24 protein-coding genes are annotated in these 26,356 nt (G+C 31.0%); 11 read left to right on the forward strand and 13 right to left on the reverse strand.

Annotated features, from left to right (window positions below; all coding sequences use genetic code 11):
- Window positions 1–114: 114 nt before the first annotated feature.
- The 6 genes from C8N26_RS02905 to moaA all read right to left on the reverse strand — a co-directional run bounded on the left by C8N26_RS02905 (window position 115) and on the right by moaA (window position 5,430).
- Window positions 115–1,152, reverse strand: a complete 1,038-nt coding sequence (locus C8N26_RS02905; RefSeq protein WP_120185934.1) for a DUF5694 domain-containing protein — start codon at window positions 1,150–1,152, stop codon at window positions 115–117.
- Between the two features lie 39 nt (window positions 1,153–1,191).
- Window positions 1,192–2,301 (reverse strand): NTP transferase domain-containing protein, encoded by a 1,110-nt coding sequence (locus C8N26_RS02910; RefSeq protein WP_120185935.1) that lies wholly within the window; start codon window positions 2,299–2,301, stop codon window positions 1,192–1,194.
- The gene (gene moaC, locus C8N26_RS02915; RefSeq protein WP_120185936.1) at window positions 2,294–2,770 is read right to left on the reverse strand and encodes a cyclic pyranopterin monophosphate synthase MoaC; all 477 of its coding nucleotides are present in this window, start codon (window positions 2,768–2,770) and stop codon (window positions 2,294–2,296) included. Before moaC ends, C8N26_RS02910 begins: the two co-directional genes overlap by 8 nt.
- A 35-nt stretch (window positions 2,771–2,805) precedes the next feature.
- The gene (locus C8N26_RS02920) at window positions 2,806–3,078 is read right to left on the reverse strand and encodes a hypothetical protein (RefSeq protein WP_120185937.1); all 273 of its coding nucleotides are present in this window, start codon (window positions 3,076–3,078) and stop codon (window positions 2,806–2,808) included.
- A complete protein-coding gene (locus C8N26_RS02925) occupies window positions 3,078–4,268 on the reverse strand; it encodes a molybdopterin molybdotransferase MoeA (RefSeq protein ID WP_120186084.1) in 1,191 nt (396 codons plus the stop codon). Before C8N26_RS02925 ends, C8N26_RS02920 begins: the two co-directional genes overlap by 1 nt.
- A 172-nt stretch (window positions 4,269–4,440) precedes the next feature.
- Window positions 4,441–5,430 (reverse strand): GTP 3',8-cyclase MoaA, encoded by a 990-nt coding sequence (gene moaA / locus C8N26_RS02930; protein ID WP_120185938.1) that lies wholly within the window; start codon window positions 5,428–5,430, stop codon window positions 4,441–4,443.
- A gap of 66 nt (window positions 5,431–5,496) precedes the next feature.
- Between moaA and uvrC the strand changes: the two genes are divergently transcribed.
- Together uvrC and C8N26_RS02940 are read left to right on the forward strand one after the other, a co-directional pair.
- Window positions 5,497–7,293: an excinuclease ABC subunit UvrC gene (uvrC, locus tag C8N26_RS02935; protein ID WP_120185939.1), complete on the forward strand. Its 1,797-nt coding sequence runs from the start codon at window positions 5,497–5,499 to the stop codon at window positions 7,291–7,293.
- Window positions 7,290–9,479, forward strand: coding sequence for a patatin-like phospholipase family protein (locus C8N26_RS02940; RefSeq protein ID WP_120185940.1), 2,190 nt, complete (start codon window positions 7,290–7,292; stop codon window positions 9,477–9,479). Before uvrC ends, C8N26_RS02940 begins: the two co-directional genes overlap by 4 nt.
- Window positions 9,480–9,534: 55 nt before the next feature.
- On the opposite strand, the gene C8N26_RS02945 is transcribed toward C8N26_RS02940, so the two are convergent.
- Both C8N26_RS02945 and C8N26_RS02950 read right to left on the reverse strand, forming a co-directional pair.
- Entirely contained in the window at window positions 9,535–11,079 is a 1,545-nt protein-coding gene (locus C8N26_RS02945) for an Rne/Rng family ribonuclease (protein ID WP_028891678.1), read from the reverse strand.
- Between the two features lie 295 nt (window positions 11,080–11,374).
- Complete coding sequence (locus tag C8N26_RS02950; RefSeq protein ID WP_120185941.1) at window positions 11,375–11,665, reverse strand: HU family DNA-binding protein; 291 nt, start codon at window positions 11,663–11,665, stop codon at window positions 11,375–11,377.
- Window positions 11,666–11,797: 132 nt separating this feature from the next.
- Here C8N26_RS02950 and mutY point away from each other — a divergent pair, with 132 nt between their 5' ends.
- Genes mutY through gldD form a run of 4 tightly spaced genes read left to right on the forward strand, consistent with a single transcriptional unit; the run spans window position 11,798 to window position 15,208 of the window.
- Window positions 11,798–12,844 (forward strand): A/G-specific adenine glycosylase, encoded by a 1,047-nt coding sequence (gene mutY / locus C8N26_RS02955; RefSeq protein WP_120185942.1) that lies wholly within the window; start codon window positions 11,798–11,800, stop codon window positions 12,842–12,844.
- A gap of 37 nt (window positions 12,845–12,881) precedes the next feature.
- Window positions 12,882–13,313: a single-stranded DNA-binding protein gene (locus tag C8N26_RS02960; protein ID WP_120185943.1), complete on the forward strand. Its 432-nt coding sequence runs from the start codon at window positions 12,882–12,884 to the stop codon at window positions 13,311–13,313.
- 19 nt (window positions 13,314–13,332) lie between these two features.
- On the forward strand, window positions 13,333–14,661 hold the full coding sequence (gene gldE / locus C8N26_RS02965; RefSeq protein WP_170141622.1) for a gliding motility-associated protein GldE: 1,329 nt from the start codon (window positions 13,333–13,335) through the stop codon (window positions 14,659–14,661).
- Complete coding sequence (gene gldD / locus C8N26_RS02970; protein WP_120185944.1) at window positions 14,654–15,208, forward strand: gliding motility lipoprotein GldD; 555 nt, start codon at window positions 14,654–14,656, stop codon at window positions 15,206–15,208. Before gldE ends, gldD begins: the two co-directional genes overlap by 8 nt.
- Before the next feature lie 14 nt (window positions 15,209–15,222).
- On the opposite strand, the gene C8N26_RS02975 is transcribed toward gldD, so the two are convergent.
- Together C8N26_RS02975 and C8N26_RS02980 are read right to left on the reverse strand one after the other, a co-directional pair.
- The gene (locus C8N26_RS02975) at window positions 15,223–16,242 is read right to left on the reverse strand and encodes a COX15/CtaA family protein (RefSeq protein ID WP_120185945.1); all 1,020 of its coding nucleotides are present in this window, start codon (window positions 16,240–16,242) and stop codon (window positions 15,223–15,225) included.
- 85 nt (window positions 16,243–16,327) lie between these two features.
- Window positions 16,328–16,810 carry a cation transporter gene (locus C8N26_RS02980; RefSeq protein WP_245962516.1) on the reverse strand — a complete coding sequence of 161 codons (483 nt, stop codon included), beginning with the start codon at window positions 16,808–16,810 and terminating at the stop codon, window positions 16,328–16,330.
- An 89-nt stretch (window positions 16,811–16,899) separates the two neighbouring features.
- Here C8N26_RS02980 and C8N26_RS02985 point away from each other — a divergent pair, with 89 nt between their 5' ends.
- Window positions 16,900–17,772 carry a DMT family transporter gene (locus tag C8N26_RS02985; RefSeq protein ID WP_120185946.1) on the forward strand — a complete coding sequence of 291 codons (873 nt, stop codon included), beginning with the start codon at window positions 16,900–16,902 and terminating at the stop codon, window positions 17,770–17,772.
- Window positions 17,773–17,842: 70 nt separating this feature from the next.
- Here C8N26_RS02985 and C8N26_RS02990 read toward each other — a convergent pair whose 3' ends face one another.
- Together C8N26_RS02990 and C8N26_RS02995 are read right to left on the reverse strand one after the other, a co-directional pair.
- Window positions 17,843–19,897: an insulinase family protein gene (locus C8N26_RS02990; protein WP_120185947.1), complete on the reverse strand. Its 2,055-nt coding sequence runs from the start codon at window positions 19,895–19,897 to the stop codon at window positions 17,843–17,845.
- A gap of 21 nt (window positions 19,898–19,918) precedes the next feature.
- Window positions 19,919–21,235, reverse strand: a complete 1,317-nt coding sequence (locus C8N26_RS02995) for a M16 family metallopeptidase (RefSeq protein ID WP_120185948.1) — start codon at window positions 21,233–21,235, stop codon at window positions 19,919–19,921.
- A 211-nt stretch (window positions 21,236–21,446) separates the two neighbouring features.
- On the opposite strand from C8N26_RS02995, the gene rplU reads away from it, so the two are divergent.
- The 4 genes from rplU (at window position 21,447) to C8N26_RS03015 (ending at window position 25,239) form a co-directional block, all read left to right on the forward strand.
- Window positions 21,447–21,929: a 50S ribosomal protein L21 gene (gene rplU / locus C8N26_RS03000; protein ID WP_028891689.1), complete on the forward strand. Its 483-nt coding sequence runs from the start codon at window positions 21,447–21,449 to the stop codon at window positions 21,927–21,929.
- Window positions 21,930–21,951: 22 nt separating this feature from the next.
- Window positions 21,952–22,212 (forward strand): 50S ribosomal protein L27, encoded by a 261-nt coding sequence (gene rpmA, locus C8N26_RS03005; RefSeq protein ID WP_028891690.1) that lies wholly within the window; start codon window positions 21,952–21,954, stop codon window positions 22,210–22,212.
- A 363-nt stretch (window positions 22,213–22,575) separates the two neighbouring features.
- Window positions 22,576–23,310 carry a LytR/AlgR family response regulator transcription factor gene (locus C8N26_RS03010; protein ID WP_120185949.1) on the forward strand — a complete coding sequence of 245 codons (735 nt, stop codon included), beginning with the start codon at window positions 22,576–22,578 and terminating at the stop codon, window positions 23,308–23,310.
- A gap of 6 nt (window positions 23,311–23,316) precedes the next feature.
- Window positions 23,317–25,239 (forward strand): tetratricopeptide repeat-containing sensor histidine kinase, encoded by a 1,923-nt coding sequence (locus C8N26_RS03015; protein ID WP_120185950.1) that lies wholly within the window; start codon window positions 23,317–23,319, stop codon window positions 25,237–25,239.
- Here C8N26_RS03015 and dinB read toward each other — a convergent pair.
- Window positions 25,236–26,318, reverse strand: coding sequence for a DNA polymerase IV (gene dinB / locus C8N26_RS03020; RefSeq protein WP_120185951.1), 1,083 nt, complete (start codon window positions 26,316–26,318; stop codon window positions 25,236–25,238). The genes C8N26_RS03015 and dinB overlap by 4 nt on opposite strands.
- Window positions 26,319–26,356: the final 38 nt, after the last annotated feature.

Here is a 26,356-nt window from a genome sequence, read left to right on the forward strand (position 1 = left end):
ATTTTACTATCATAGAAAGCTCTTTTTTTGTTTATAAAATGTTTGAGTGATTAGAAAAAAAATGAATTTTTAAATAGATTAGACTTTAACGATTAAGGGATATAAAGAGTCTTTTTATTCATATTTTAAAACTTCAACAAACTCTATATTACTCAAGTATTTTTCTATAAAACTACTATGTGAGGCTCCTATTATTACAAGTACTTTTTTTCCTGCGCTACGAGAAACAACTTTCATAATATTCGCTGTAATTTGAAGATTTCTCATTTCCCATAAAGAAAACCTTCCAAGATCAGAACCAGAAGGGAAATTTGTGTTTAACCATATTTTCCATTGACTATCGTAATCTTGATTTTTATAGGTTTTACTGTTAAAAAAAGAATATAGTTCTGATAAATCGTTAGACTGAATACTTTCCTTAGTTAAGTGAGATAGTTTTTGATAAATAGGTAATTCATTTAAATTATTTAATGGACTAGAGTTGTCCTTGTAATCCTTAATGAAGTTAGGGTAATATTTAAACAAAAGAGATTCATCTTCTAAGTTGTCAATAGGATATAATTGATTAATTTTTTCTCGTTTAGCTAATGAAGCAGCCAAACTATAATATTCATTATGGCTAGCAATTTTCTTTTCTATTATTCCTGTGATATATTTTTCGAAATCAGATTTAAATAATGCTTTATCGTTTATATACATGTATTGTAATGCAGCAGAAGGTAGGTCGGTTATAGCTAAAAAACTGAAAAGAAGTTCTTTTCGGTCGCTTGTAGTAAGTTCTTTTTTGTTTTTTAGAACTAAAATGTTTTTCTCGGCATCTAAAAAGGTTATTTTCTTAGTTGTTTGAACAGTATCGGCTAGTTTGAGAAACTCAGCTCCAAATCGTCCTTTAGTTATACCGTCAAAAGAATTATCGCGTCTTGATTTTATGTCGTTTAAGAGTTCTCCTGACATTTTTTCTACAGCAATTACATCAAAATTAAAGGTGTCTAATTTATTAATGACATTATCTAGCATTATAGGTTTAAACCCTTCTATTTGTTGTAAATGAGGAGTTCCTAAAATTAAGATTTTAGTTTTATTTGTTTGGGCTTTACTTAGAATAGGAAAAAGAAAAAAGGTAATGATTAAACGTAGAAAATTACTTTTCATTAATAAGGGATTAAATAAAATTGTTTTTTGATTGTTATGTTAAGAATTAAGATCCTTTGTAGCTTTTTTATAATCTTCAGGAGTGTTAATGTTTCTAACCAAATTATCATCAACTTCAACAATTTCTACATCAGAGTTAATTAACATTTTACGAGGGCAAGAATACCCTTGGGCTAAGTACTGAAGTAGTTTTCCGTAAGCCTTTGGCTCATAAATGGTAATTAATGGTTCAGGAAATTCTTTGTTTTTCCCTTTGATTGCTGTAGCAACTTTACTTGGGTTTCTTTTCTGTAAAAGGAGAGAAATAAGTTCTTTATTTACAAAAGGAACATCGGTTGCTAGTACTAACCAAGCTGTATTTGGGTTCTTTTGAAAAGCAGAACAAATACCCCCAAAAGGTCCTAAGTTTAAAAAGGTATCGTGAATTTCATTTTCTTTTTCAGAAGATTTTTGAACAGAAAAGAAAGTGTCTAAAGAGGAGTTTTCTAACAACTCTTTAGCGTATTGTTTTTGAGGTTTTCCAAAATAACTTAATTCTGATTTGTCACTACCCATTCGAGTACTTTTTCCACCAACTAATACTAAACCTTTCACAGGAGCGATATATTCTTCAATCAAATTTTGAATATGCTTTGTAATTTCATCCACTTGGTCAATTGTGTAGCTAGTAATGTTTTTTATATGTGGAAAACGTTCTAGTAAACAATCAAAATAGGTTGAGTTTTCATTCAATTTAATTACAAATTGAATACTGGTGAGTTGGTCTAGCCTCTTTTTTACAGAAGCTTCTTTTTCATTATCTAAAATTAAAATTTGTTTTGCTCCTTGGTAATGATTCCCGTTGATAAATACTAAATCATGGTTGTAAAACTGTAAACATTGTTCGTATTTATTTACAGATGAAGTAGTATTTATCTGCAAATTACCTTCATGGTGAAAAGTGTATTCAGACAAGATGTTTTGTTCAATGTCTTTAGCATGAGAAGCGTCAAAGTATCCTAGGTTGTATTGTGCTAATTTTGTTGATACTTGATGAACAAGGTTAGTTATGGTGTCACATTTGGTTCCTAGAATAGCAACTTCGTTAGGTGCAAAATTATCGTTATACTTTTTTTCTAGACTTGTATGTTTAGTATGTTTCTTACCCATTTTTAATATCTGATTTTCCACCTGTTTTTTCTACTAACTTCACTTCTTTAATTACCATTTTTTGACTGATAGCTTTGCACATATCGTAAATGGTTAAACAAGTTGCTGAAGCTCCTGTAAGAGCTTCCATTTCTACTCCTGTTTTTCCTTCAATGGTCACTTTGCAAAAAACCTCCAAATGCTCATCGTCTACAATATTGATTTCAATATCCACTCCATTGATTAACAAAGGATGGCACATTGGGATGATATCTGAAGTTTTTTTCACAGCTTGAATTCCAGCAATGATAGCGGTTTGAAAAACAGGCCCTTTTTTAGTGATGAGTTCATCATTGGTAAAATGACTCACAATTTCTGAACCTAAAAACATAGTAGCTTTAGCAATGGCTATACGTTTCGTGATTTTTTTATCAGAAACATTGACCATTTTAGGTTGGTTTTGCTCGTTTATGTGTGAAAAGTTACTCACTTTATATAAGTTTTTGAATTTATTACTATTTGAAATTATCCAAACAAATAAAAATATAAGATAGTTAATAAGATTACGATAATTTCAGTAATCCAAACTTTGATATGATTGAAATCTTTTTTAATTAAAGATTGCTCTATAAATAAAATAATTAGATTAAAAATTAAAACACCTATAAATAACGTGCCAGCTAAAGCCATACCTCCTTTGTTTTCAATAAAGGTGTAATAAATTGAACCAAATATTGATAAAGGTATAAATATTAGTGAAAGGAGAAAAATGGGTGTTCTTTTAATGATTAGTTTCATTATCTATATCTAATTATCGGAAAAACACTTCCTTTTTTAAATTCAACTTCTTCTGTTTTTGGGAGTTCTATAAAGCCATCAGCTTCTACCAAGCTAGCTAAATCACCAGAACCATTTCCTTGTATTGGTGTTGCGTATACTTGTCCTTTTTCTGAAGTTAACTTTGCTTGTAAAAAGCAGGTTAAATTGGGTTTAAAACTGATGTCTTCTGTTAAAATTGCTGTTTTTTTCACTGAAGAAACTCCAACAGATTTTTTATACCAAGGATAAAAATACACCAAACAGTTTACAAAGGTTGAAACAGGGTTTCCTGGAAAAGCGAACACATTGCAGTTGTCTGTGGTGCCAAACCAAAAAGGTTTACCAGGTCGTTGCGAAACTCTATGAAATAATTTTTGAACGTCCAATTCATCTAAAACTTCAGGTAGAAAATCAAACTTTCCTTTACTTACAGCACCGCTAAATAAAAGCACGTCGTATTCTTTTAAATACGATTCAATTTTCTCTTTTAAAACTGATTTTTCATCGGTAATATGAGCAGTTTCTGCTGGAATTTTTAAATTGTTCAATAAGGAAACTAACGTGTATACATTACTTCTACGAATTTGGTGGTCTAACGGATTTTTATTCACATCAACCAATTCATCACCTGTAGAAACAATCAACACTTTAGGTTGTTTTGCTACTTTAACTGTAGCTTTACCTACAGTGGCTAAGACCCCAATTTCAGCAGCAGAAATAATGGTATTCTTTTTTATAAGAATGGTGTCTTTCTTTTTGTCTGAACCTTGTGCGTGTATGTTTTGATTTTCAGTAATGTCATCAATATTCACAGTTGCCATTAAAGTGTTTACACTCACATCTTCATAGCGAATTACTGTATCGCAGTTATTAGGTAACACAGCACCCGTCATTACTTCATAGCAGTGTGCTGCATTTTCCATAGTTTGTTGAGGTGCTCCCGCAGGCTGAATTCCTTCAATCTTAAAATCACGAACACCATATTCAAAAAAACGATGATTGATGGCAATACCATCCATTGCGACTCTGTTGAAAGGAGGAAAATCTCTATCGGCAACGATATCTTCTTTCAATACTCTTCCAGCAGCTTCTAAAAACGGAATTTCTTCAATTCCGAAATCTTGTGTGTTTTCTAAAATTATATGTTTTGCTTCTTCTACTGTTATCATTTCCATCCTTTAAATAAAGTTATTAAACCTACAATGATAAGACCCAACCCACCTACAAGGCCTTTTAATGAAGTTGAAATATCCCATAAATTATCATCTTTTTTATTGAGTTTAAAAACAAAATATAAAGTTATAACTCCAATCAATATAGAAAGCAAACTATATATCATAATTATCCTCCAATAGTACTCATACTTTCGGTTACATCTCCTTTTCTATTTGCCTCAGCAACAAAACCATTTTCAGGTTTTTCTTTTATGAGTGATAAAAACAAGGCTTTTAAATCTTCATTACTGGCACCGTTTCTAATAAAATCTCGTAGGTTAAAAACACCGTCATCAAACAAACAGTTTTTAAAAGTTCCTGTTGAAGTAACTCTAATTCGGTTACAATCGTTGCATATGGTACGGGTAAAAGCAGGAATGATTCCTACGGTTCCAATATGACCCTCAACCGAAAAGTTTCGTGAAGTAGAAGACTTTTCTGAGATGAGTTGAGTAACGTTATAATTTGATTGTATTTCGTTTAAAATCTTGTTGTAATTCCACACCTCTTGGGTGTTTCGTTGCCCTTTTCCATTAAAGGGCATTTCTTCAATAAAACGAACGGCAATATTTTTCTCTTTAGTTAGCGCAACAAAATCAACTATTTCATCAGTATTAAAACCAGACTGTATTACCACATTTAGTTTTAAATTGAGTCGGCTCTTTTCTAGTAATTCAAATGTTTTATATACTTCAGGAAAAACATCACGACGTGTAATTTTGGCAAACTTATCGGCATGTAAACTGTCAATACTTAAATTGATAGTTTTTATTTTTTCAAGTCTTTCTAAATCTTTAATGTGTTTAGAAACAAGTGCTCCATTGGTGGTTATATTGATGGCATCTAGTAAATCGTTATAGGATAACATTTCTAAAAATGACATAAAATCTTTACGAGCAAAAGGTTCACCACCTGTTAAACGAACTTTGTTTACTCCTAGTTCGGTAAGTACGCGAGTTATACGGTACATTTCTTTGTAGGTAAGCAATTCTTTACGAGGTACAATATCAATACCTTGAGCAGGCATGCAATATTGACAACGTAAGTTGCAACGGTCGGTTACCGCTAACCGAACATAGCTAATTTGCCTACCAAAATTATCAATAAGTTTACCCATATCGTAAAGGTACTAAAACTAGCGTTGATACTCTTTTAAAAGGTTAAAAAATCGTATTTTCGTTGTATGCCAACACCGCTAGAACTTCAAATACAAACACTGCCTAATTCACCTGGAGTTTATCAATATTTTGATAAAGAAGATGTGATTATTTATGTAGGAAAAGCTAAAAACTTAAAAAAACGGGTTTCATCTTATTTTACTAAAAATCATGAGAACGGAAAAACTCGGGTTTTGGTAAAAAAAATTGTTCGTATTGAGCATGTGGTGGTTGATACTGAAACAGATGCGTTATTGCTTGAAAATAACCTGATTAAAAAATATAAACCAAGATATAATGTACTGTTAAAGGATGATAAATCATATCCGTGGATTTGTATTAAAAAAGAGAGGTTCCCACGGGTATTTTCTACGCGAAGAGTAATTAAAGACGGATCGGAATATTTTGGTCCTTATACCAATATGCGAACGGTACATGCTTTGTTAGATTTGATTAAAGAATTGTATCCGTTAAGAACTTGTAATTACGATTTAAGTCAAGAAAAGATTGATGCAGATAAATACAAAGTTTGTTTAGAATACCATTTAGGAAATTGTAAAGGTCCTTGTGAAGGGTATCAATCTGAAGAAGATTATCAAGAAGATATAAGAGCAATTCGAAATATCATAAAAGGTAACTTTAAAGAGAGTTTACAACAATTTGAAAAGTTAATGCTTGATTTTGCTGCTAATATGAGGTTTGAAGAAGCACAAAAAATTAAAGAAAAATTGGCGTCTTTACAGAATTATCAAGCAAAATCAACGATTGTGAATCCGTCTATTAATAATGTAGATGTATTTTCTATCATTTCAGATGAATCGCATGGTTATGCTAACTTTTTTAAGGTGATGAATGGTTCGATTGTACAGTCGTATACTACAGAGATTAAGAAAAAACTAGAAGAAACTGATAAAGAACTTTTAGAGTTATTTATTATTGAAACCCGTCAACGCTTTAATTCATTATCAAGAGAAATATTTGTGCCTTTCAAGGTGAATGTAGGTAAGGATATTAAGGTTGCCGTTCCTAAGTTAGGAGATAAAAAACGTATTGTTGAATTGTCGGAACGCAATGCGAAGTTTTATCGTCAAGAGCAGTTTAAGCAAATAAAAATTGTAGACCCTGATCGTCATGTAAAAAGAATTATGGCACAAATGCAAAAGGATTTACGATTAGGAAAAGAACCCCGTCATATTGAATGTTTTGATAATTCTAACATTCAAGGAACGAATCCCGTAGCTGCTTGTGTGGTTTTTAAAGATGGAAAACCTAGTAAAAAGGATTATCGACATTTTAACATCAAAACTGTTGAAGGACCAGATGATTTTGCTTCGATGGAAGAAGTAGTATACAGAAGATATAAACGATTGTTAGAAGAAGAACAACCGTTGCCTCAATTAATAGTTATTGATGGAGGAAAAGGACAGTTATCTTCGGCATTAAAAAGTTTAGACGCATTAGGTTTAAGAGGAAAAATAGCGATTATAGGTATTGCAAAACGCTTGGAGGAAATTTATTATCCTGGAGATTCTGTTCCGTTGTATTTAGATAAAAAATCAGAAACACTAAAAATAATTCAGTATTTACGTAATGAAGCACATCGCTTTGGAATTACTTTTCATAGAAATAAACGAAGTAAAAGTGCTATACAATCAGAATTAGAACAAATTCCTAACATTGGTAAACAAACAATCACTAATTTATTGCGTAAATTTAAGTCAGCAAAACGTGTTAAAACTGCTAGTTTAGAGGAATTGAAAGAAGTTGTTGGAAACTCAAGAGCTCAAAAAATATATCAATATTATCAAAAAAAAGAAGAATGAAAAAGTTACTAATTTTATTATTGTTTCCTGCATTGATGTTGGCACAAGAACAACCTAAGATAGGTCTGGTGCTTAGTGGAGGTGGAGCAAAAGGGATTGCTCATATTGGAATACTAAAAGAGCTTGAAAAAGCAGGTGTTCAGGTAGATTATATTGGAGGTACAAGTATGGGGGCAATTGTAGGAGGACTTTATGCAGCTGGTTATACAGCAGATCAGATAGAAGAAGCTGTTTTTGAAACAGACTTTATGAATTTACTACAAGATAAAGTTCCAAGAAAAGAGAAACCTTTTTTTAGCAAACTCCATGGTGAAAAATATGCTGTATCACTTCCTATCAAGAAAGGAAATTTAGGGTTGCCTTTAGGTTTGTCTAAAGGTCAAAATGTATTAAATTTTTTAACTGAATTACTTGCGCCAGTTGATGAGGTTAGTGATTTTTCTAAATTACCAATACCTTTTTATTGTATAGGTACTAATATAGAAACAGGTGAAGAGGAAGTTTTAGAAACTGGTTCGTTACCGTTAGCACTTAGAGCAAGTGCGGCTTTTCCATCTTTGTTAAACCCTGTAGATATAGAAGGAAAATTATTGGTAGATGGTGGAGTTGTAAATAACTTTCCTGTTGACGTTATGAAAAAAAAGGGAGTTGACATCATAATAGGGGTTAGTGTTCAAGGAGAATTATTAAAAAGAGATGAGCTGGTTTCTGTAGCATCTTTATTATTACAGATTATCAATTTTCAAATGTATAAGAAATCTGATGAACAAGTTGAGTTACTAAATGTTTATATACGACCAAACGTTATAGATTATAGCGTGATATCTTTTGATGAAAAGAAAGAAATTTTAGAAGAAGGAACAAAAGCAGCTAAGCAGTATAAAGTTGTTTTTGATAGCATAGCAAAAATGCAGCCTCAAAAGAGAAAAATACCTAAAGTTGAGCTAAAAGAGAAAAAGTTTATAGTAGATAGAATCATTATTAAAGGAAATAAGAATTACACGAATAACTATATTTTAGGAAAGTTACAGTTGCGTGAGGGAGATAGTGTTTCTTACAAAGAAATATCTAAGAAAATTAACACGTTAACCGCTACCAAAAACTTTACCAGAATTGATTATCATTTCGATAAGTCTTTTCAAGGAAAAAAATTAGAGTTAACAGTAAAAGAAGAAAAAATTCAGTCATATTTACGACTTGGCTTACATTATGATTTATTGTACAAGTCGGCAGTTCTGTTAAACTACAATCATAAAAAACTACTTTTTCAAAATGATGAGCTCTCTGTTGATGTTGGTATTGGTGATAAAATTAGATACAATCTAGAGTATTTTGTAGATAACGGGTTTTTAACAAGTTATGGTTTTAGTACAAGGTATAACTCCTTCAATAGTGATTTTATATATGACACAGGACTTATAAACGGAAAGTATTCAGACTTTTCAACTTCATTGTATTTTCAAACAACCTTTGATAAAAAATTTGCGATTGGTATAGGAACAGAGCATAAAAACATAGACGCAAGTACTATGAATATATCATCTGATGGAAAAGAAGACTTTTTTGATCGAAGCAATTATATAAATGCTTATTCATACTTAAAATTAGACACCTATAATAAAGAAATGTTTCCAACAAGGGGGTTTTATGCTAATATAGGTTTTAAATGGTTTTTGTGGTCTGATAGAAATAGTAGATTAGACGGGCTATTGCCAAATAGTGAGCCATTTCATCAATTTTCGCAATTAGGAGGAACTATAGGGTTTGCTACTACTTTTTACGACAAGTTAACCTTTCAATATACGTCACAAGCAGGATATACCTTAGGGAAAAAGTCATTTGAAATTTTTGACTATCATTTAGGAGGATACAATCAAAATTATATTAATAATTTTATTCCAATGTATGGGTATGATACAGGAGGTTTAAACAACCAGTCTTACTTAAGATCAGAATTCAATCTGCGATATGAGGTTTTAAAAAATCATTATGCAATGTTTATTGCAAATTATGCTCGTGTAGAAGAAAATGTTTTTGAGAATGGAGATTTATTTAAGAACACAAAATCAGGTTATGCATTAGGGTACAGCGTGGAAACTTTTATGGGACCTGTTGAATTAAAATATTCATGGTCACCAGATCACTCTGAACATTATTGGTTATTTAATTTAGGGTTTTGGTTTTAAACATAAAAAAACCCGTATCGTCTGATACGGGTTTTTATTTCATAATAAGATTGCCTTACTTGCTTTTTTTCTTCTTTTTAAAATAGAATTTATATTGTAAGTATTGGTAAGCATCTCTTGGTAATACTTTAATCCACTTTTTGTGTTGCACAAACCATTTAAAACGGATAGAATTTACGCCTTTTGTTAAATAAGCAGCTATAAAAGGATGTACGTTTAAAGTAATATCCTTGTAATTTTTACCACTATTTATTAGGCGTTCTAGTTCAGCTTCTATTTTATCTAATAAGACAATAGGAGCTTCTACTTCTCCGTTTTTATTTGGATTTGGTTCACGCGTTTTTATCTCTAATTCAGGTCGTACACGTTGTCTTGTAATTTGCACTAAACCAAATTTACTCGGAGGTAAAATTTTATGTTTAGTACGATCTAAAGCCATCGCGTCTTTTAAGTGTTGATATAATTTCTGTCTGTTTTCAGCAGATTTCATATCGATAAAGTCAACAACTATAATTCCTCCCATATCTCGTAATTGTAATTGACGAGCAATTTCACTGGCAGCAATTAAATTAACTTCTAAAGCAGTTTCTTCTTGGTTTAAAGACTTATTAGAGCGGTTACCACTATTTACATCAATTACGTGTAAAGCTTCGGTATGCTCAATAACTAAATAAGCCCCTTTACTCATAGAAACTGTTTTACCAAACGATGTTTTAATTTGACGTTCTATACCATATTTTTCAAAAATAGGTACTTCAGACGCATGAAGTTTTACAATGTTTTCCTTTTCAGGATATATTTCTTGTAAATACTCTTTAATTTCAACTTTTAAAGTCTCATCGTTGGTTACAATGCTTGTAAAAGAATCGTTCATTACATCTCTTAGAATAGAAGATGCTCTGTTTAACTCGCTTAATATTTTGGTTGGGGTGTTATTATTAGCAATGCGTTTACACATTGTTTTCCAACGATCAAGTGAGTTTTGTAAATCTTTGTCAAGTTCTGCTACCTTTTTACCTTCGGCAACAGTACGTAAAATAAGTCCAAACCCTTTTGGTCTGATACTTTTTGCTAATTTTTTTAAACGCTCCTTTTCTTTCGGATCTGCTATTTTTTGTGATACCGATATACGGTTAGAAAAAGGAACTAAAACTAAAAATCTACCTGCTATTGAAAGTTCCGAACTAATACGCGGACCTTTGGTAGATATTGGTTCTTTTACAATTTGTACTAATAAATTTTGACCTGATTTTAGTACATCGTTAATACTTCCGTCTTTGTTGATGTCTTCTTCAAAACGAAAGTTTTTTAAAGTGAATTCTTTGTAATTACCTGTGCTTACTTTCTTAATGAATTTGTTTAAAGATTGTACTTGTGGACCTAAATCGTGGTAGTGTAAAAAACCATCTTTAGGATAACCAACATTTACAAAAGCAGCATTTAACCCAGTCATTACTTTTCCTATTTTAGCAAGAAAAATATCACCGACTGAAAAATTATGGTCGCTTGTTTCTTTGTTTAACTCAATAAGTTTACCATCTCTTAGTAAGGCGAAATCAATATCAGAAGAATTGGAACGAATTATTAATTCTGTTTTCATTCTGAATATGGTTTTATGCCGTCGTAATTGCTTACGAAGACGGATTAAAATTTGTAAACAGGTATAATTTATACCATTTTAAGGTGTTAAAACCTTAATGTCAATGAACGTAGCTTATAAAAGCAACGAAAAAGTAAGCTACTGCTTACTTTTTCTTCTTATGACGATTTGCTCTCGCTCTTTTCTTTCTTTTGTGTGTAGAGATCTTAGCTCTCTTTCTTTTTTTACCACTTGGCATAGTTCAAATGTTTTGTAAAACCTTTGTTAGTAAGGTTTTGGGTTAATACTTTTTTAATTATTTTACAGCTACTTTAGTTTTTACACCCTCAGTAAATACCTTAGAAGGCTTAAAAGCAGGTATGTTGTGTGCAGGAATCTTAATAGTAGTATTTTTAGAAATGTTTCTACCAGTTTTTTCTGCTCTAGTTTTAATAATAAAACTACCGAAACCTCTTAAATATACATTATCTCCACTCTCTAATGCATCTTTTACTTCGTCCATAAATGCTTCAACAGTCGCTAAAACATCTGCTTTTTCAATTCCACTTTTATCTGAAATTTTAGATACGATATCTGCTTTTGTCATTATAAATATATTTTGTTTTGTTTTCTTAAAAAATTGAGGGTGCAAATATATGATAATTAATCTATTCCGAAAAAAATAAGATTAAAAATATCTAAATAAAATATGTTAATTTTGCTGGCACAATTTACATAAATGTCTTTATCTAAACAATTAATTCACTGGTATTTACAGAATAAAAGAGAGCTTCCTTGGAGAAAAACAAAAGATCCGTATCGTGTTTGGTTAAGTGAAATTATGTTACAACAAACTCGCGTAGTACAAGGCTTGCCGTATTTTTTAAAATTTACAGAAGCTTTTCCAACAGTATTTGATTTAGCAAAAGCCGAAGAAAGCGAGGTGTTAAAATTATGGCAAGGTTTGGGGTATTATTCAAGAGCTAGAAACTTACATTTTACAGCTAAATATGTTGCAGAAGAATTGGGAGGAATATTTCCTAAATCGTATAAAGAATTATTACAATTAAAAGGAGTAGGTGATTATACCGCTTCAGCAATTGCTTCCATTTGTTATGATGAACCAGTTGCTGTGGTTGATGGTAATGTGTATAGAGTACTGTCTCGCTATTTTGGAATTGCTACACCTATTAATTCTACAAAAGGAATAAAAGAGTTTAAAGAGTTAGCCCAAACAGTAATTGATGCATCACAACCAGGAGTGTATAATCAAGCTATTATGGATTTTGGTGCTTTACATTGTAAACCTCAAAATCCGTTGTGTAGTGAGTGTCCGATAGCTAATAGTTGTGTGGCGTTGGTAAAAAATAGTACCAAAGAACTTCCTGTAAAGGAAAAGAAAATTAAAATTAAAAAACGATATTTTAATTATTTAGTGCCAGTTACTAATGATAATCAGACGGTTTTAGAAGAGCGAACAGGAAAAGGAATCTGGCAAGGGTTGTATCAGTTCCCTCTTTTGGAAGCCAAAAATGAAATTGACGAAAATGAACTAATTCAACACGAGCAGTTTATAAAGCTGTTTCCTGAAGAAACTACAATTTCATTGTTTAACAAAGAAGAGATTATTCATAAATTGTCGCATCAGCATTTAGTTACCAAGTTTTGGGTAGTAAAAACTACAAATGTTAGTGAGAATACAATGAGTTGGTCAAAAGTAAAAGAGCAACCTGTGCCAGTGTTGATAGATAAGTTTTTGGAGGAATATTTAAACGAGGACTCCTAATTTTTGTATATTTGATTTTACACTAAATTATAATGCTATGGCAGGAACAATTAATAAGGTTATTTTAATAGGACATTTAGGTGATGAGGTTAAAATGCACTATTTTGAAGGAGGAAACTCGATAGGACGTTTTCCATTAGCTACTAATGAGACTTATACTAACCGCCAAACTGGAGAAAAAGTAACCAATGTTGAATGGCATAATATTGTAGTGCGTAATAAATTGGCTGAAATTTGCGAAAAATATTTAACCAAAGGAGATCGTGTGTATTGCGAAGGTCGTATAAAAACACGTCAGTATGAAGTAGACGGTCAAAAACGATACGCTACTGAAATTCATGTGCAAGACATGACGTTTTTATCTACTAAAAAAGACCCAAATAGTCCGCAACCAAGTGCACAACCAATGCAAGGAAACCCTACACCACCAAGTGTAGCGCCAGAAGAAGATGACGATTTACCATTTTAGTATAATTAAATTTTAAAAATTGGATCCAGAACCCGAACCTTTATTTTTATTATTATCAAGTTTTGATTGGTTAACAACCGTTAACTTTTTGCTGTTACTGCTTTTGTTAATTTGCTCTGCACTAGTTTCAGGAACTGAAGTAGCATTTTTTTCAATCTCTCAAACTGAGTTAGATGAGTTGTCATCAAACTCGAAAGAAAAAAATACAGTAGTAAAACTATTAGATGACCCCAAAAAATTATTAGGTACAATTTTAATTACCAATAACTTTATTAATATTCTTATTGTGTTGTTGTTTGCAAACATTGGTAAGGTATTGTTTACAGGTTTAGATTATGAACTAGATTTTTATTTTTTCAATGTTTCTGTACTTTTTTTGATTGAAATTGTACTGATTACCTTTTTAATTTTGTTGTTTGGAGAAGTATTACCAAAAGTATATGCAAGCAGAAAATCATTACAGTTTGCTGAAATGATGGCAAAACCAATTCAGGTTTTAAACACTTTGTTAACTCCGTTAAGTTCTCCACTTATTAAGTTAACTAGTATTATTGAAAATAGATTAGGAAACAAAAACAACAATCTTTCGGTTGAGCGTTTATCGCAAGCGTTAGAGTTAACGTCAGATGATGCTACAACCAAAGAAGAACAAAAAATTTTAGAGGGAATTGTAAGTTTTGGAAATACCGAAACAGTGCAGATTATGAAGCCTCGAACCGATGTTTGTGCTATTTCAGAAGATGCAAGTTATGAAGAGGTGTTACAAATGATTTTAAAGAATGGTTATTCAAGAAACCCTGTATATCGCGAAAATATGGATACCATTGTTGGTGTGTTGTATGCAAAAGATTTATTGGAACATTTGAATAAGAAGACTTTTAAATGGCAAAACCTATTAAGAGAAGCGTTTTTTGTACCTGAAAACAAAAAGTTAGACGATTTATTAATTGAGTTTCAAGAAAAGAAAAAACACCTTGCTATTGTAGTTGATGAATATGGTGGAACAAGTGGAATTGTAACCTTAGAAGATGTTATTGAGGAAATAGTAGGTGATATTAATGATGAATTTGATGATGAAGATTTGATCTATTCGAAACTTGATGAAAATAATTATATTTTTGAAGGAAAAATAACCATCAAAGATTTTTGCCGCGTCTTAGATGATGAAGATGAAGAAAAGTTTGAAGAGGCTAAAGGAGAAAGTGAAACCTTAGCTGGCTTTATTTTAGAAGTTTCAGGAAAGTTTCCTAAAAAAGGCGAAAAAATAAACTTCAGTAATTATACGTTTACTATTGAAGCGTTGGCTAAAAAACGTATAAAACAAATAAAAGTTACCCGAAATGCGTAAATTCTTTTTGCTGGCATCAGCAATATTTTTGATAAGTTGTAATGAAGAAACCTTACCTAAACCTAAAGCATATTTAAGTTTAGAGTATCCTAGTAAAATGTATAGTAGAATGCCGTTTCAAAAACCATATTCGTTTGAAACAACTCAAATAACTCAATCTAAAAGCTTACCAAAAAACTGGATAAAAATTGAATATCCAACGTTAAAAGCATCGGTAGATATTACTTATCGTCCTATCGAAGGAAATTTAAGAGAGTTGTTAATGGAGTCGGAAAAACTAGTGTTTGAACATGCCATTAAAGCAGATCAAATTACCGCACCAGTGGAATATGTAAACCCTAATACAAAAGTTTACGGGAGTTTGTATCAAATTTTAGGAAATGCAGCTTCACAAGTGCAATTTCATGCAACCGATAGCTCTAAACACTTTTTAAAAGGGTCTTTATTCTTTTATACCAAACCAAATTACGATTCTATTTTACCAGCAGTTGAATACATTAAAAAAGATATGATTCATATGATGGAAACCTTGGAGTGGAAGGATTAATATTATTAAGTTATTTATTTTTTATTTCTTGATTGCAACCATAAATAAAACTGCAATCCGAACAAAACAGCACCTGATAATAAGTGTACAGCTTGGGTTCCTAATGGGAAGTCCGCATAATACATTAAAATACCCGTAATTGTTTCTAAAAAGATTAAGAATACAATCCAGTTTACCAGTTTATAGCCTAAATTTTTTACTTGATTTAAATAAAATAATCCAAGGTTAACCAATACAATTGCGATGGTAAACGAGCGATGAATGTAAAATTTAAGGTTAGGATCCATCAAACTATAGTGCTTGTTTTCAAATCCGTGTAGTTTTACTTGTTCATCAATAAATTGACGTACTTGTGTTCCTAAAGCAATTTGAATTAAAGAAAATACAGCTGAAATAATAACTAGTTTACTAAACAAAGAGTTGTATTTGTAAGATACTTTTTTACGATCAGAAACAATATAAAGGAGCCATAACAGTAAGGCAATAATTACCAAACCACCAACCATGTGAATGGTGATTATTGTAGGTTTTAAGTTAGAGTCTACAACGGTTTTACCAAGCCATGCTTCAAACAGCATTAAAAAGAAAGCTCCGAATGATAAAAGGGTGATTTGCTTATTCTCTTTCCAAAATTTAACCGAAACAAAAATTAAAAACAAAAACGGAATTCCAGCTAAAGCAGAACTTAATCGGTTAATATACTCTGTCCAAGTATGAAATTTATTAAACTTAGCGTAATCGTGTTTAGTGTACTTTTCCCAGTTGTTAGCATTAAATTCATCAGTGGTTTTAATATTATGACCAGCAACAAACAAAGCTTCGTCTTTTACGATAATCATTCCTTTTTTATACTCGTAATTAGGTTGCCAAGTGATTTCTTCTTCAGAAGTTGGCGGAATGTAATATCCGAAACACTTTGGCCAATCAGGACAACCCATTCCTGAACCTGTCATACGAACAACAGAACCAGCTAAAAAAATAACATATACAGCAATTAACGAGATTTTTACAATGAGAGGGAAATGTTTCTTCATGTTACGAAAAATTTTAGCAAAGATACTTAAAAGGCATAAAAAAAGCTCCTAATTTAGGAGCTTTCAATATTGTTTGAATTAACAATTATGCTTTTTTTGTTTCAGCACAACATGCCATAGTACAATCTTCTTTACAAGCTTTTTTTTCAGCTTCCGTTTTTGTACAGCATTCTTTTTTACAATCAGCATCACAAGATTTCTCATCAGCTTTTTTAGTAGTTTCAGAAGCTTTATACATATCACCGCTACCAATTCCTTCAACAAAAGCAATTAAATCTGCTTTGTTTGTTTTGTTTGCATCATACTTTATAGTTGCAATACTGTCGTTAAAAACAACGTTTGCTTCTAAAACACCTTCTTTCTTACTTAAGTCAGAAGATATTTTTCTAGCACAACCTATTTCACAAGTCATTCCTGAAATGTTTAATGAAAGTTCTTGTGGATTAGCTTCAGCTAAGGTTTCAGTTTTTTGTTCTTGAGCTTCTTCTTTTTTAGCTTCACTTTTACAAGCAATCATTGCTAAACTTACAAAAGCAGCAACAAAAAATATTTTTAAAAATTTCATCATTTTTATTTATTGGATTATTCAGCAAATTTATTAATAAAATCAAAATTTAAAACATAAATAAACGACTTTTGTTACTAAAATACTTGATAATGAATAAGCAACAGCAAAAATGGTTGTTTTTAATTGTGCTTTCGCTGGTTTGGGGAAGTTCTTTTATTTTGATGAAAAAGGCTCTGATTGGTTTAACGCCCGTGCAAGTAGGAGCTTTACGAATGATAATTTCAGCAGTTTTTTTATTGTTAATAGGGTTTAGAAGTATACGAAAAATTGAAAAAAGGCATTGGAAGTATATTGCTATAACTGCAGCTTTAGGAACTTTTTTTCCGGTGTTTTTGTTTGCTTTTGCTATTAACGGAATTGATAGTTCTATCGCAGCTATTTTAAACTCCTTAACACCTTTTAACACCTTTGTATTTGGAGCATTGGTGTTTGGTTTTGCTTTTAAAAAGAAACAACTTATTGGGATTTTAGTTGGATTAATAGGTACCTTGGTTTTGATTTTAAAAGGAGCAGAATTAAACCCGAATCAGAATTATTGGTACGCTTTGTTGGTAATTATAGCTTCGATAGGGTATGCTTTTAACGTAAATATGATTAAGAAATATTTATCAGATTTAGACGCTTTAGCAATTACTACAGGACATTTTATATTATTATCGATTCCTGCGTTATTAGTGTTGGTTTTTTCTGGTTTTTTCTCAACGTTTGAAGTAACGACAACAACAACTAATGCCTTAGGTTATGTAGCTGTTTTAGCCATTTTTGGAACAGGAATAGCTAAGGTGTTATTTAATAAATTAATACATATTTCTTCGCCTGTGTTTTCTTCTTCTGTAACTTATGTGATACCTGTTGTAGCGGTTATGTGGGGAGTTATTGATGGTGAGAAATTGAGTTTTATACAATTCTTTGCTGGCGGAATAATTTTATTAGGTGTTTGGTTGGTGAATAAGGCGAAGTAGTTGTTTTCAATACAAAAAGAGCCAAAACTTTATGTTTTGACTCTTTTATCTTTTTTTAAAAGTTTAATTATTATTCGAAATCAGCGTCAGAAACTCCTTCGTTAATTTTGATTTCTTTTACAATAAACTCTAAAGTCATTGGACCATTTTTTTGAATGATTTTATGAGGGAATTTAATTCCATTAACCTCTTTGTAATCTGAAAATACCATAGGTATTTTTACTTCTCCTTGTGGTCCTTGAGCAGTTTTTACTTCTTTAACTTTTAAACCTGATTTTACATCATAAAAAACTTCTTTTTTACCATGTTTAATTACATAAGCATTGTTTCCGTCAATAGGTTCAATTCTGTCTAAACTACCAGTTTTATAATTTTTATCAGCAAATGGAGCAGCAGTATTTTTTATTTCTTCTAACTCATCTTTTGCCATTTCTTTTTTCTGACCATTAACTTCTTGATATCCTTTAGTTCCATCAAAAACTATTTTTTGCATCACATTCCCCATCATAGAAACAGTTACAGAAGATTTGTTAGGAGTTGCGTTTTTTTGTACTAAACTTAATTGCATTCCTTGAATTTTAGCTTCAGAAGAAGTTACTAAAGAGTTTACGTTAGCTATTTTATCTTTTCCACCAACTGCTTTTAAATAATCGTCTATAACACTAGAAGCCGTAACGCCTTTTGGGATAGGTAAGCTCATTGCTGGTTTTTCGGTAGGATTAGCATACGCGTCAAAATAATTGATCTTATACTCTGATGTTTTTTCTAGGTTTTTTAAAACATCAATTCCTTTACCTGTAATAATTACACGAGCTTTATCTCCTCTAAAATATTTAATTGCTGCATTTTGAATGTCATCTAAAGTAACAGAATTAATATTTTCTAAATATTTTTCATAAAAATTACTAGGTAAGTTATAACGAGCAATGTTCAACGCAAAATTAGCTGCTACAGATGGTTTTTGAACGTTACGCACAAAGTTTCCAATATACTCTGCTTTAGAGTTTTTTAATTCTTCTGGAGTTACTTTTTGGTAACGAATTTTATTAATTTCTTTTTGAATTTCTACCACAGCACTATCAGTAACCATGTTTCTTACAGCTGCACCTGCTCTAAAAATACCTGCGCTTTTATTTTTATTTTGAGAAATGCTTGAATACGCTCCGTAAGTATATCCTTTATCTTCACGTAAATTCATAAATAAACGAGCAGTACCGCCACCTCCTAAAATATTATTTGCTAATAAAGCTGCGTAATAATCTTTATCACCTAACGTTAAATCAACAATATTAATTACAGCTACTTGAGATTGTACTGCATTTGGCATGTTGATAAAGTTTATTTCAGTGGTGTTTACATTAGTTGGTACGTTGTAACTAACAGGAGGGATAGCTCCTTTTTTCCAGTCGTTGAATAAATTTTTAACTAATGTTTTTGTTTCTGAAGGGTTAATATCTCCAACTATTACAAGATATGAGTTGTTTGGTTTGTAATAAGTATTGTAATTGTTTTTAACATCTTGTAGTGCAATGTTTTTAATACTTTCTTTAGTAATAAATTCACCGTATGGGTGATTCTTACCATACACTAAAGCATTTTCAACTCTACTAGCAACAGCTTCTACACTTTTTTCACTCGATTTAATTCCCTCTAAAGTACGTTCAATTACTTTATCGAATTCTTCTTGTGTAAACTTAGGGTTTTTAACACCATCAGCCATTAAGCCTAAAACTTCTTCAAAATATTTCGTTAATGACCTTACTGATGCACCATTACTTCTAAACGAAACATTAGCTCCAAGAAAATCAACTCTTTCGTTAAATTCATCTTTAGGTAAATTGGTTGTACCGTTACCTAACATGTCTCCCATAACTTGAGAAACACCTGTTTTATCACCTTCTAAATATATAGGATTATCAATTGTTAATGAAGCAGAAACTCTTGGTAGTTTATGATTTTCAACCATAATTACCTGTAGCCCATTGCTTAACTTGAATTTTTCGGCTTTTCCTAATTTAATTTGAGGAGCTGGTCCTGGTTTCGGTTGTACACTTCTGTCTATTTGAGCATTTACAGTAAAAGACATGCTTACAACTGCTAATACTGCTATTATTATTTTTTTCATATTGAATGTCTTAAAACTGAATTATTTTTTTGATTCTGGTAAATATTCCATAACCAAACGTTGGTTAGTGTTTAGGTATTTTTTAGCTACCTCTCTAATTTCTTCACGAGTAATTGATCTGTAAATATCAATCTCAGTATTTATTAAGTTAGTATCACCATATAATACATTATAGCGAGCTAATGAATTAGCAATACCTTCAACGCTTGAGTTAGCATTCACAAAATTATTTTCAAACTTATTTTGTAATTTTTGATAATTTTTTTCTGAAATTAAATTTGTTTGAAGCTTAACCACTTCTTCATCAATTTCTTTTACTAAGCTTTGCAAAGAATTGTCTCCTAAAGGTAGTGCAAATAAAATGTAGGTACCGTAATCTTCTTGACTTAAGTTTATTGCACCAGCCTGTAAAGCCATTTTTTTAGTGTCAACTAGTTTTTTATAAAGAACAGAGCTTTTACCACCACTTAAATAAGTAGAAATCATATCTAACACGCGAGCGTCTCTAGTTTTCATAGAAGGAGTTCTATAAGCAGCCATAATCGCTGGTATTTGAATATTTGGGTCGTAAGCTTTTGCAAAGAATTCTTTAGTTATTGGGTCTTCTTTAGGAAAACTTCTAACAATATCTTTACCACGAGGAATTGGCTCAAAGTAAGATTTTATAAGACGTTTTGCTTCTTTAACTTCAAAATCTCCAGCAACAACCAAAGTAGCATTGTTAGGAACGTAGTATTTTTTGTTAAATGCTAAAAACTCTTCTAAAGTAGCGGCATCTAAATGTTCCATTTTACCTATGGTAGTTCCTTTGTAAGGGTGTTTTTTAAACATGTTTTTCTTAACATTCTCTAAAAAACGAGAGTAAGGTTGGTTGTCTACTCGTAAACGCTTTTCTTCCTTTACAACTTCATTTTGAGTGTCTACACCTTCTTGACCAATAATAGGATGCAATAAACGTTCAGACTCCATCCATAAGCCTAGTTCTAAATTATTAGATGGAAAAACTTCATAATAATAGGTTCTATCATCGGTGGTGTTAGCATTATTGGTTCCTCCATTAGAAGAAACTATTTTAAACCATTCACCTTTTTTAATGTTTTTGGTACCTTCAAATAACAAATGCTCAAAAAAGTGAGCCATTCCCGTTCTATTTGGTTGCTCATCTTTGGCACCTACATGGTACATGACAGAGGTTGTTACTACTGGAGCAGAATTGTCTTGATGCAAAATAACGTGCATTCCATTGTTTAAATTGTACTCTTCAAACTCAACTTTTTGTGCATTAGCAGAAAGCCCTACTAATAAAGCCGAAGCTAGAGTGATAACTCTTTTTCTCATTGATTGAAATTTAATTTTGGATTGTTTTAATTAGCATATGTGACGTTAAGTTATTTGTTTTGTTACAGAATTGGGTATAGAAATGAGAAAAAAAATGTTAAGAGAGTAATTTTCTGATGAATAGATTGTTTCTTGAAGTAAAAAACGTATATTTGCACCCGCATTTTCAACAAGAAAGTGTGAATAAAAGTATAAACGCAAAACAAATAGTATGTACGCAATCGTAGAGATAGCAGGGCAACAGTTTAAAGTAGCTAAAGACCAAAAAGTATACGTACACCGTTTACAAGAGGCAGAAGGATCAAAAGTAACTTTTGATAAAGTAATGCTTGTTGAAGATAACGGAAACGTTACAATTGGCGCCCCAGCTATAGAAGGTGCAGGAGTAACTGCAAAGATTTTAGGTCACTTAAAAGGTGATAAAGTAATCGTTTTCAAAAAGAAAAGAAGAAAAGGTTACAAGAAGAAAAATGGACACAGACAGTATTTAACTGAAATCCAAATTGAAGGAATTGCTACTTCTGGTGTTAAGGCAGCTGCTAAAAAAGAAGCTCCTAAAGCAGAAGCAAAGACTGAATCTAACGATTTAAGTTCTATGACTGTTGCAGAATTAAAAGCTTTAGCTAAAGAACAAGGTATTTCAGGATACACTTCTTTAAAGAAAGCAGAATTAATTGAAGCATTAAGTAAATAATTAACTTTAAAAACTTACAAAGATGGCTCATAAGAAAGGTGTCGGTAGTTCGAAGAACGGTCGTGAATCGGAATCGAAACGATTAGGAGTAAAGATTTTTGGAGGACAAGCTGCTATTGCAGGTAATATAATTGTTCGTCAAAGAGGAACTCAACACAATCCAGGTGAAAATGTTTACATGGGTAAAGATCACACTTTACATGCTAAAGTTGATGGTGTTGTAAAATTCCAAAAGAAAAGAGATAACAAATCATACGTTTCTGTAACTCCATTTGAGGCTTAAGAAATTAACTGATTAGATAAGATAAAAGCTCAACTATTTTTAGTTGAGCTTTTTTTGTATATAAACCAAACATTAAAATTTATACAAAAAAAACACCGCTTTTTAAGCGGTGTTTCATAACTTAATATCATTATTGATTAATCCCCCAATTTATCAATATGATTCCCCTTGTGTATTACGCTACAAATATCAGCGTAAAAAAGCAGTTTTATGAGGGTAGATGTATAAATGGTTGTTTTTTTTGTGTAAATGGTAATTATTTTATGGATCTGTAAACGTTTGGTTATGCTTTTGTTTAAATCATGACCTATAGATTTTATTTTTAAGATATTATCTGTTACATTTGGTACAAATCTACATACAATGTTAAGAGCAGTAATAGTTGATGATGAACCAAAAGCGATACAGGGCCTTTCATGGGAATTATCAAATTTTAATGAAGATATTGAAGTTATCGAAACATTTACTGAGGCAGAAAAGGCAATTAAGTATATTAACGAAAACGATATTGATTGTCTTTTTTTAGATATAGAAATGCCTACGATGGATGGTTTTCAATTACTGGAAAAGTTAGATAATAAAGATTTTGCAATTATAATTACTACAGCTTATAATGAGTATGCTATTAAGGCATTAAAAAATCAAGCTATAGACTATCTTTTAAAACCAATTGATTCTGATGATTTAGAAGAAACTATAGGTAGAATTAAACTTCATCATAAGAAGTATAATAATACAGAGAAGGTTGAAAAAATATTATCTAGCTTCAATAAAAAATTCAACAGAAGAAAAATAACAATAAATACAGATGGGAAATTAGTTTTTTTATCTGAAGATGAAATTTTGTTTGTAGAATCTGACGGGAATTATTCAACAATACATACTTCTGGAAATAAAAAAATTGTAGTAACAAAAAAGCTAAAAGAAATTAATTCATTATTACCTGAAGATCATTTTTTTAGAATACACAATTCATACATTATTAACTTAAATAAAATCAAAGAATTTTTAAAGTCAGACGGATATGTTGTGTTAGAGAACAACCATAAAATTCCGGTATCTCGTCAAAGAAAATCTGATTTCTTGGAAAAATTTTAGTTTTAAATGAAACAGTTAGTAATAATCCCTTTTCTTTTTTTTATACTATTTTCTAGTTATGCTCAAAACCATCGAGAAAGTAAGGATAGTCTTATTCAGTTAGCAGTAAATAAAAAGATAGATAATTATTACGAGCTGTATCGTTTTTTTGAAAAAGGAAGGTTTGACAGAGAAGAAATAGACTTGCTTTTAGAAGAAAGTAAAAAAAACGAATACAAACTTGGTGAGGTTTATGCATACAATTTATTAGGAAGAAGTTATAGAAATAACTCTTTTTTTGATAAGTCTATAGAAAATCATTTAAAGGCTTTAGAGCTAGCAAGAGAAATGAATGATGTAAATGCTGAGATTGTTACTCTCAATCAAATAGGGGTAGTTTACAGACGCCAAGACAAGGTTAGAAGTGCTTTAAATTATCATCAAATGGCGTTAGAGCTAGCTGATAAAATAGAGAGACCAGATATAGATACCAAGATAAGTATAAGTATTTCAAACAATAGTATTGGTAATATTTACTTAGCTTTAAAACAATATCAATTAGCATTAGAAAAATTTAAAAAATCAATTTTAATACAAAGTAGAACAGGAGATAAACGAGGGCTAGCAATAAATCATCAGAATATAGGACTTGCTTTTCAAAACTTAGGAGAAATTGATGCAGCATTAGAGCACTACAATAAATCGTTAGAATATAATATTCAAAATAATTCAAGTATAGGAAAGGTTATTTGTCATACTAGTATTAGTAATGTTTTATTATTACAAGGAAAATATAATGAAGCTTATAAATATATAAATGAAGTAGTACCTCTTTCAGAAAAAATAGGGAATCAGTATTATATATCAGAGGTATTTGCAACTTTAGGATATATTCAATTAAAATTGGATAGTTTAGATAAGGCAAAGATAAACCTCGAAAAAGCATTAGCAATTGCGAAAAAACATGAAATTCCTTCAGGGATAAACAAGTCTAAGTTATATTTATCAGAATTTTATGAAGAAAAAGGAGACTTTAAAAATGCATATGATTTTTATAAAAAAGCAATAGAAGGTGAACGTAAAACATTTAACGATAAAAATATTTCATATGTAAATAACCTTATTAATAAATATGATAATGAGGTAAGCAGAAACAAAATAAAAAGTTTAGCAAAAGAAAATGAAATCGCTAAATTAAAACTACTTCGAAATAGAAACGTTTTAATTATAACCTTAGTTTCTATAGCAATGTTAGGAGTGCTATTATATTCTATGTATAGGCACCGTTTACTTAATAATGATAAGAAAATATTAATGCTAGAACAGGAGGCTTTGAGAATTCAAATGAATCCTCATTTTGTATTTAATGCATTAAACTCAATTAAGTTGTATGTAATAAATAATGAGCAGAAAAATGCAGTTTATTATTTAAATAAATTCTCAAAATTAATTCGGAGTATTTTAGAGTCTTCATCAGTAAAAGAAGTAACCTTGAGTGAAGAACTTAAAACAATGAGTTTATATATGAGTATAGAGAATATAAGATTATCTAACGAAGTAACTTATATAGAAAAAGTAGACCCAAATGTAAATATAGAAAGGATAAAAGTTCCTCCATTAATATTACAACCTTTTTTAGAAAACTCTATATGGCATGGTTTATCATCTAAAAAAGGTGAGAAGGAGGTAATTTTGTCTGTAAATAAAATATCTGATGAATTCATTCAAATTGATATTATTGATAATGGGATTGGAAGAGATGCAGCTATGAAAATTAGAAAAAATAAATCGCTCAATAGAAGGTCGATAGGAATTGATTTGACCAAAGAAAGATTGCGAAACTTTGCCAATGAATATAAAAACAATTTTTCATTAGATTATTCAGACTTAATTGACGAAAAAGGGAATACAAGTGGAACTAAAGTTACTTTAAAAATACCTATAATTTAAAAATCAAATCGTAACTGAACCCAAACGGGTTCTTTTTTTTCTGTATTTAAATTGCTAAAAGAAATACCTAGTAAACGGACAGAGTTGTTAAGGGTATCTTGATATAATAACTCTTTTACGATAGGATAGAACTCTTTTTTTAGTTGTAAGTAGTGGTTGGTGGTTTTACTACGAGTTTGTTGCGTAAAATCGCTGTATTTGATTTTGAGAGTTACCGTTTTTCCTTTTGTGTTCGACTTTTTCATTCGACGTTCCAATTCATCCGCAATTTTATCAAGTCGTTCCAACATAAAAACTTCAGAAGATAAATTTTCTCTAAAAGTTGTTTCAGCAGCAATAGATTTTCTAACGCGATTTGGCTTCACTTCCGAATTATGAATGCCTCGAACAATGTTGTAATAATGCAACCCCGATTTCCCAAATAATTTACTGAGTTCTTCTAATGATTTCTGTTTTAAATCTAACCCAGTAAATATGCCTAAGTTGTGCATTTTAGCAGCAGTGACTTTACCTACTCCATAAAATTTATTTACAGGAAGTTGTTCTAAAAATTCTATAACCTCTTCTGGATTGATAGTTTTTTGTCCGTTAGGCTTGTTAATGTCAGAAGCTACTTTTGCTATAAATTTGTTGATTGATATCCCTGCAGAAGCTCGTAACTCCAATTCCTCCCATATTCGCTGACGAATTTCCTGAGCAACCATGCTTGCAGAAGGATTTCCTTTTTTGTTTTCAGTAACATCTAAATAAGCCTCATCTAATGATAAAGGCTCAACCAAATCAGTGTAATCATAAAATATTTTTCTAATTTTTGAAGAAATTTCTTTGTAGCGATCAAACCTTGGAGGAACAAAAATAATATGCGGACATTTTTGTTTAGCTAAAACACCACTCATAGCAGAACGAACCCCAAACTTTCTAGCTTCATAGCTTGCCGCCGAAACGACACCACGTATTTCACTCCCCCCAACTGCAACAGGTTTTCCTTTTAATTCAGGATTATCCAATTGCTCTACTGATGCATAAAAGGCATCCATATCTACGTGAATAATTTTACGAAAAGGAGGTTGTAATTCCATTCTGTAAAAATAACAAAAGCCCTCGTAAGAGAGCTTTT

Origin of the sequence: Tenacibaculum lutimaris (genome assembly GCF_003610735.1) — a bacterium.
Lineage (GTDB): Bacteria > Bacteroidota > Bacteroidia > Flavobacteriales > Flavobacteriaceae > Polaribacter > Polaribacter lutimaris.

Coding starts and splice junctions, on each gene's coding strand:
- C8N26_RS02925 (WP_120186084.1), bottom strand. CDS start 4,268: ATGATAACAGTAGAAGAAGCAAAACATATAATTTTAGAAAACACACAA.
- C8N26_RS02975 (WP_120185945.1), bottom strand. CDS start 16,242: ATGAAGAAACATTTCCCTCTCATTGTAAAAATCTCGTTAATTGCTGTA.
- C8N26_RS02910 (WP_120185935.1), bottom strand. CDS start 2,301: ATGGGTAAGAAACATACTAAACATACAAGTCTAGAAAAAAAGTATAAC.
- C8N26_RS02950 (WP_120185941.1), bottom strand. CDS start 11,665: ATGACAAAAGCAGATATCGTATCTAAAATTTCAGATAAAAGTGGAATT.
- C8N26_RS02940 (WP_120185940.1), top strand. CDS start 7,290: ATGAAAAAGTTACTAATTTTATTATTGTTTCCTGCATTGATGTTGGCA.
- C8N26_RS02905 (WP_120185934.1), bottom strand. CDS start 1,152: ATGAAAAGTAATTTTCTACGTTTAATCATTACCTTTTTTCTTTTTCCT.
- uvrC (WP_120185939.1), top strand. CDS start 5,497: ATGCCAACACCGCTAGAACTTCAAATACAAACACTGCCTAATTCACCT.
- rpmA (WP_028891690.1), top strand. CDS start 21,952: ATGGCTCATAAGAAAGGTGTCGGTAGTTCGAAGAACGGTCGTGAATCG.
- C8N26_RS02990 (WP_120185947.1), bottom strand. CDS start 19,897: ATGAAAAAAATAATAATAGCAGTATTAGCAGTTGTAAGCATGTCTTTT.
- mutY (WP_120185942.1), top strand. CDS start 11,798: ATGTCTTTATCTAAACAATTAATTCACTGGTATTTACAGAATAAAAGA.
- rplU (WP_028891689.1), top strand. CDS start 21,447: ATGTACGCAATCGTAGAGATAGCAGGGCAACAGTTTAAAGTAGCTAAA.
- C8N26_RS02960 (WP_120185943.1), top strand. CDS start 12,882: ATGGCAGGAACAATTAATAAGGTTATTTTAATAGGACATTTAGGTGAT.
- C8N26_RS02945 (WP_028891678.1), bottom strand. CDS start 11,079: ATGAAAACAGAATTAATAATTCGTTCCAATTCTTCTGATATTGATTTC.
- moaA (WP_120185938.1), bottom strand. CDS start 5,430: ATGGGTAAACTTATTGATAATTTTGGTAGGCAAATTAGCTATGTTCGG.
- dinB (WP_120185951.1), bottom strand. CDS start 26,318: ATGGAATTACAACCTCCTTTTCGTAAAATTATTCACGTAGATATGGAT.
- C8N26_RS02980 (WP_245962516.1), bottom strand. CDS start 16,810: ATGATGAAATTTTTAAAAATATTTTTTGTTGCTGCTTTTGTAAGTTTA.
- C8N26_RS02985 (WP_120185946.1), top strand. CDS start 16,900: ATGAATAAGCAACAGCAAAAATGGTTGTTTTTAATTGTGCTTTCGCTG.
- C8N26_RS03010 (WP_120185949.1), top strand. CDS start 22,576: ATGTTAAGAGCAGTAATAGTTGATGATGAACCAAAAGCGATACAGGGC.
- C8N26_RS03015 (WP_120185950.1), top strand. CDS start 23,317: ATGAAACAGTTAGTAATAATCCCTTTTCTTTTTTTTATACTATTTTCT.
- C8N26_RS02920 (WP_120185937.1), bottom strand. CDS start 3,078: ATGAAACTAATCATTAAAAGAACACCCATTTTTCTCCTTTCACTAATA.
- C8N26_RS02995 (WP_120185948.1), bottom strand. CDS start 21,235: ATGAGAAAAAGAGTTATCACTCTAGCTTCGGCTTTATTAGTAGGGCTT.
- gldD (WP_120185944.1), top strand. CDS start 14,654: ATGCGTAAATTCTTTTTGCTGGCATCAGCAATATTTTTGATAAGTTGT.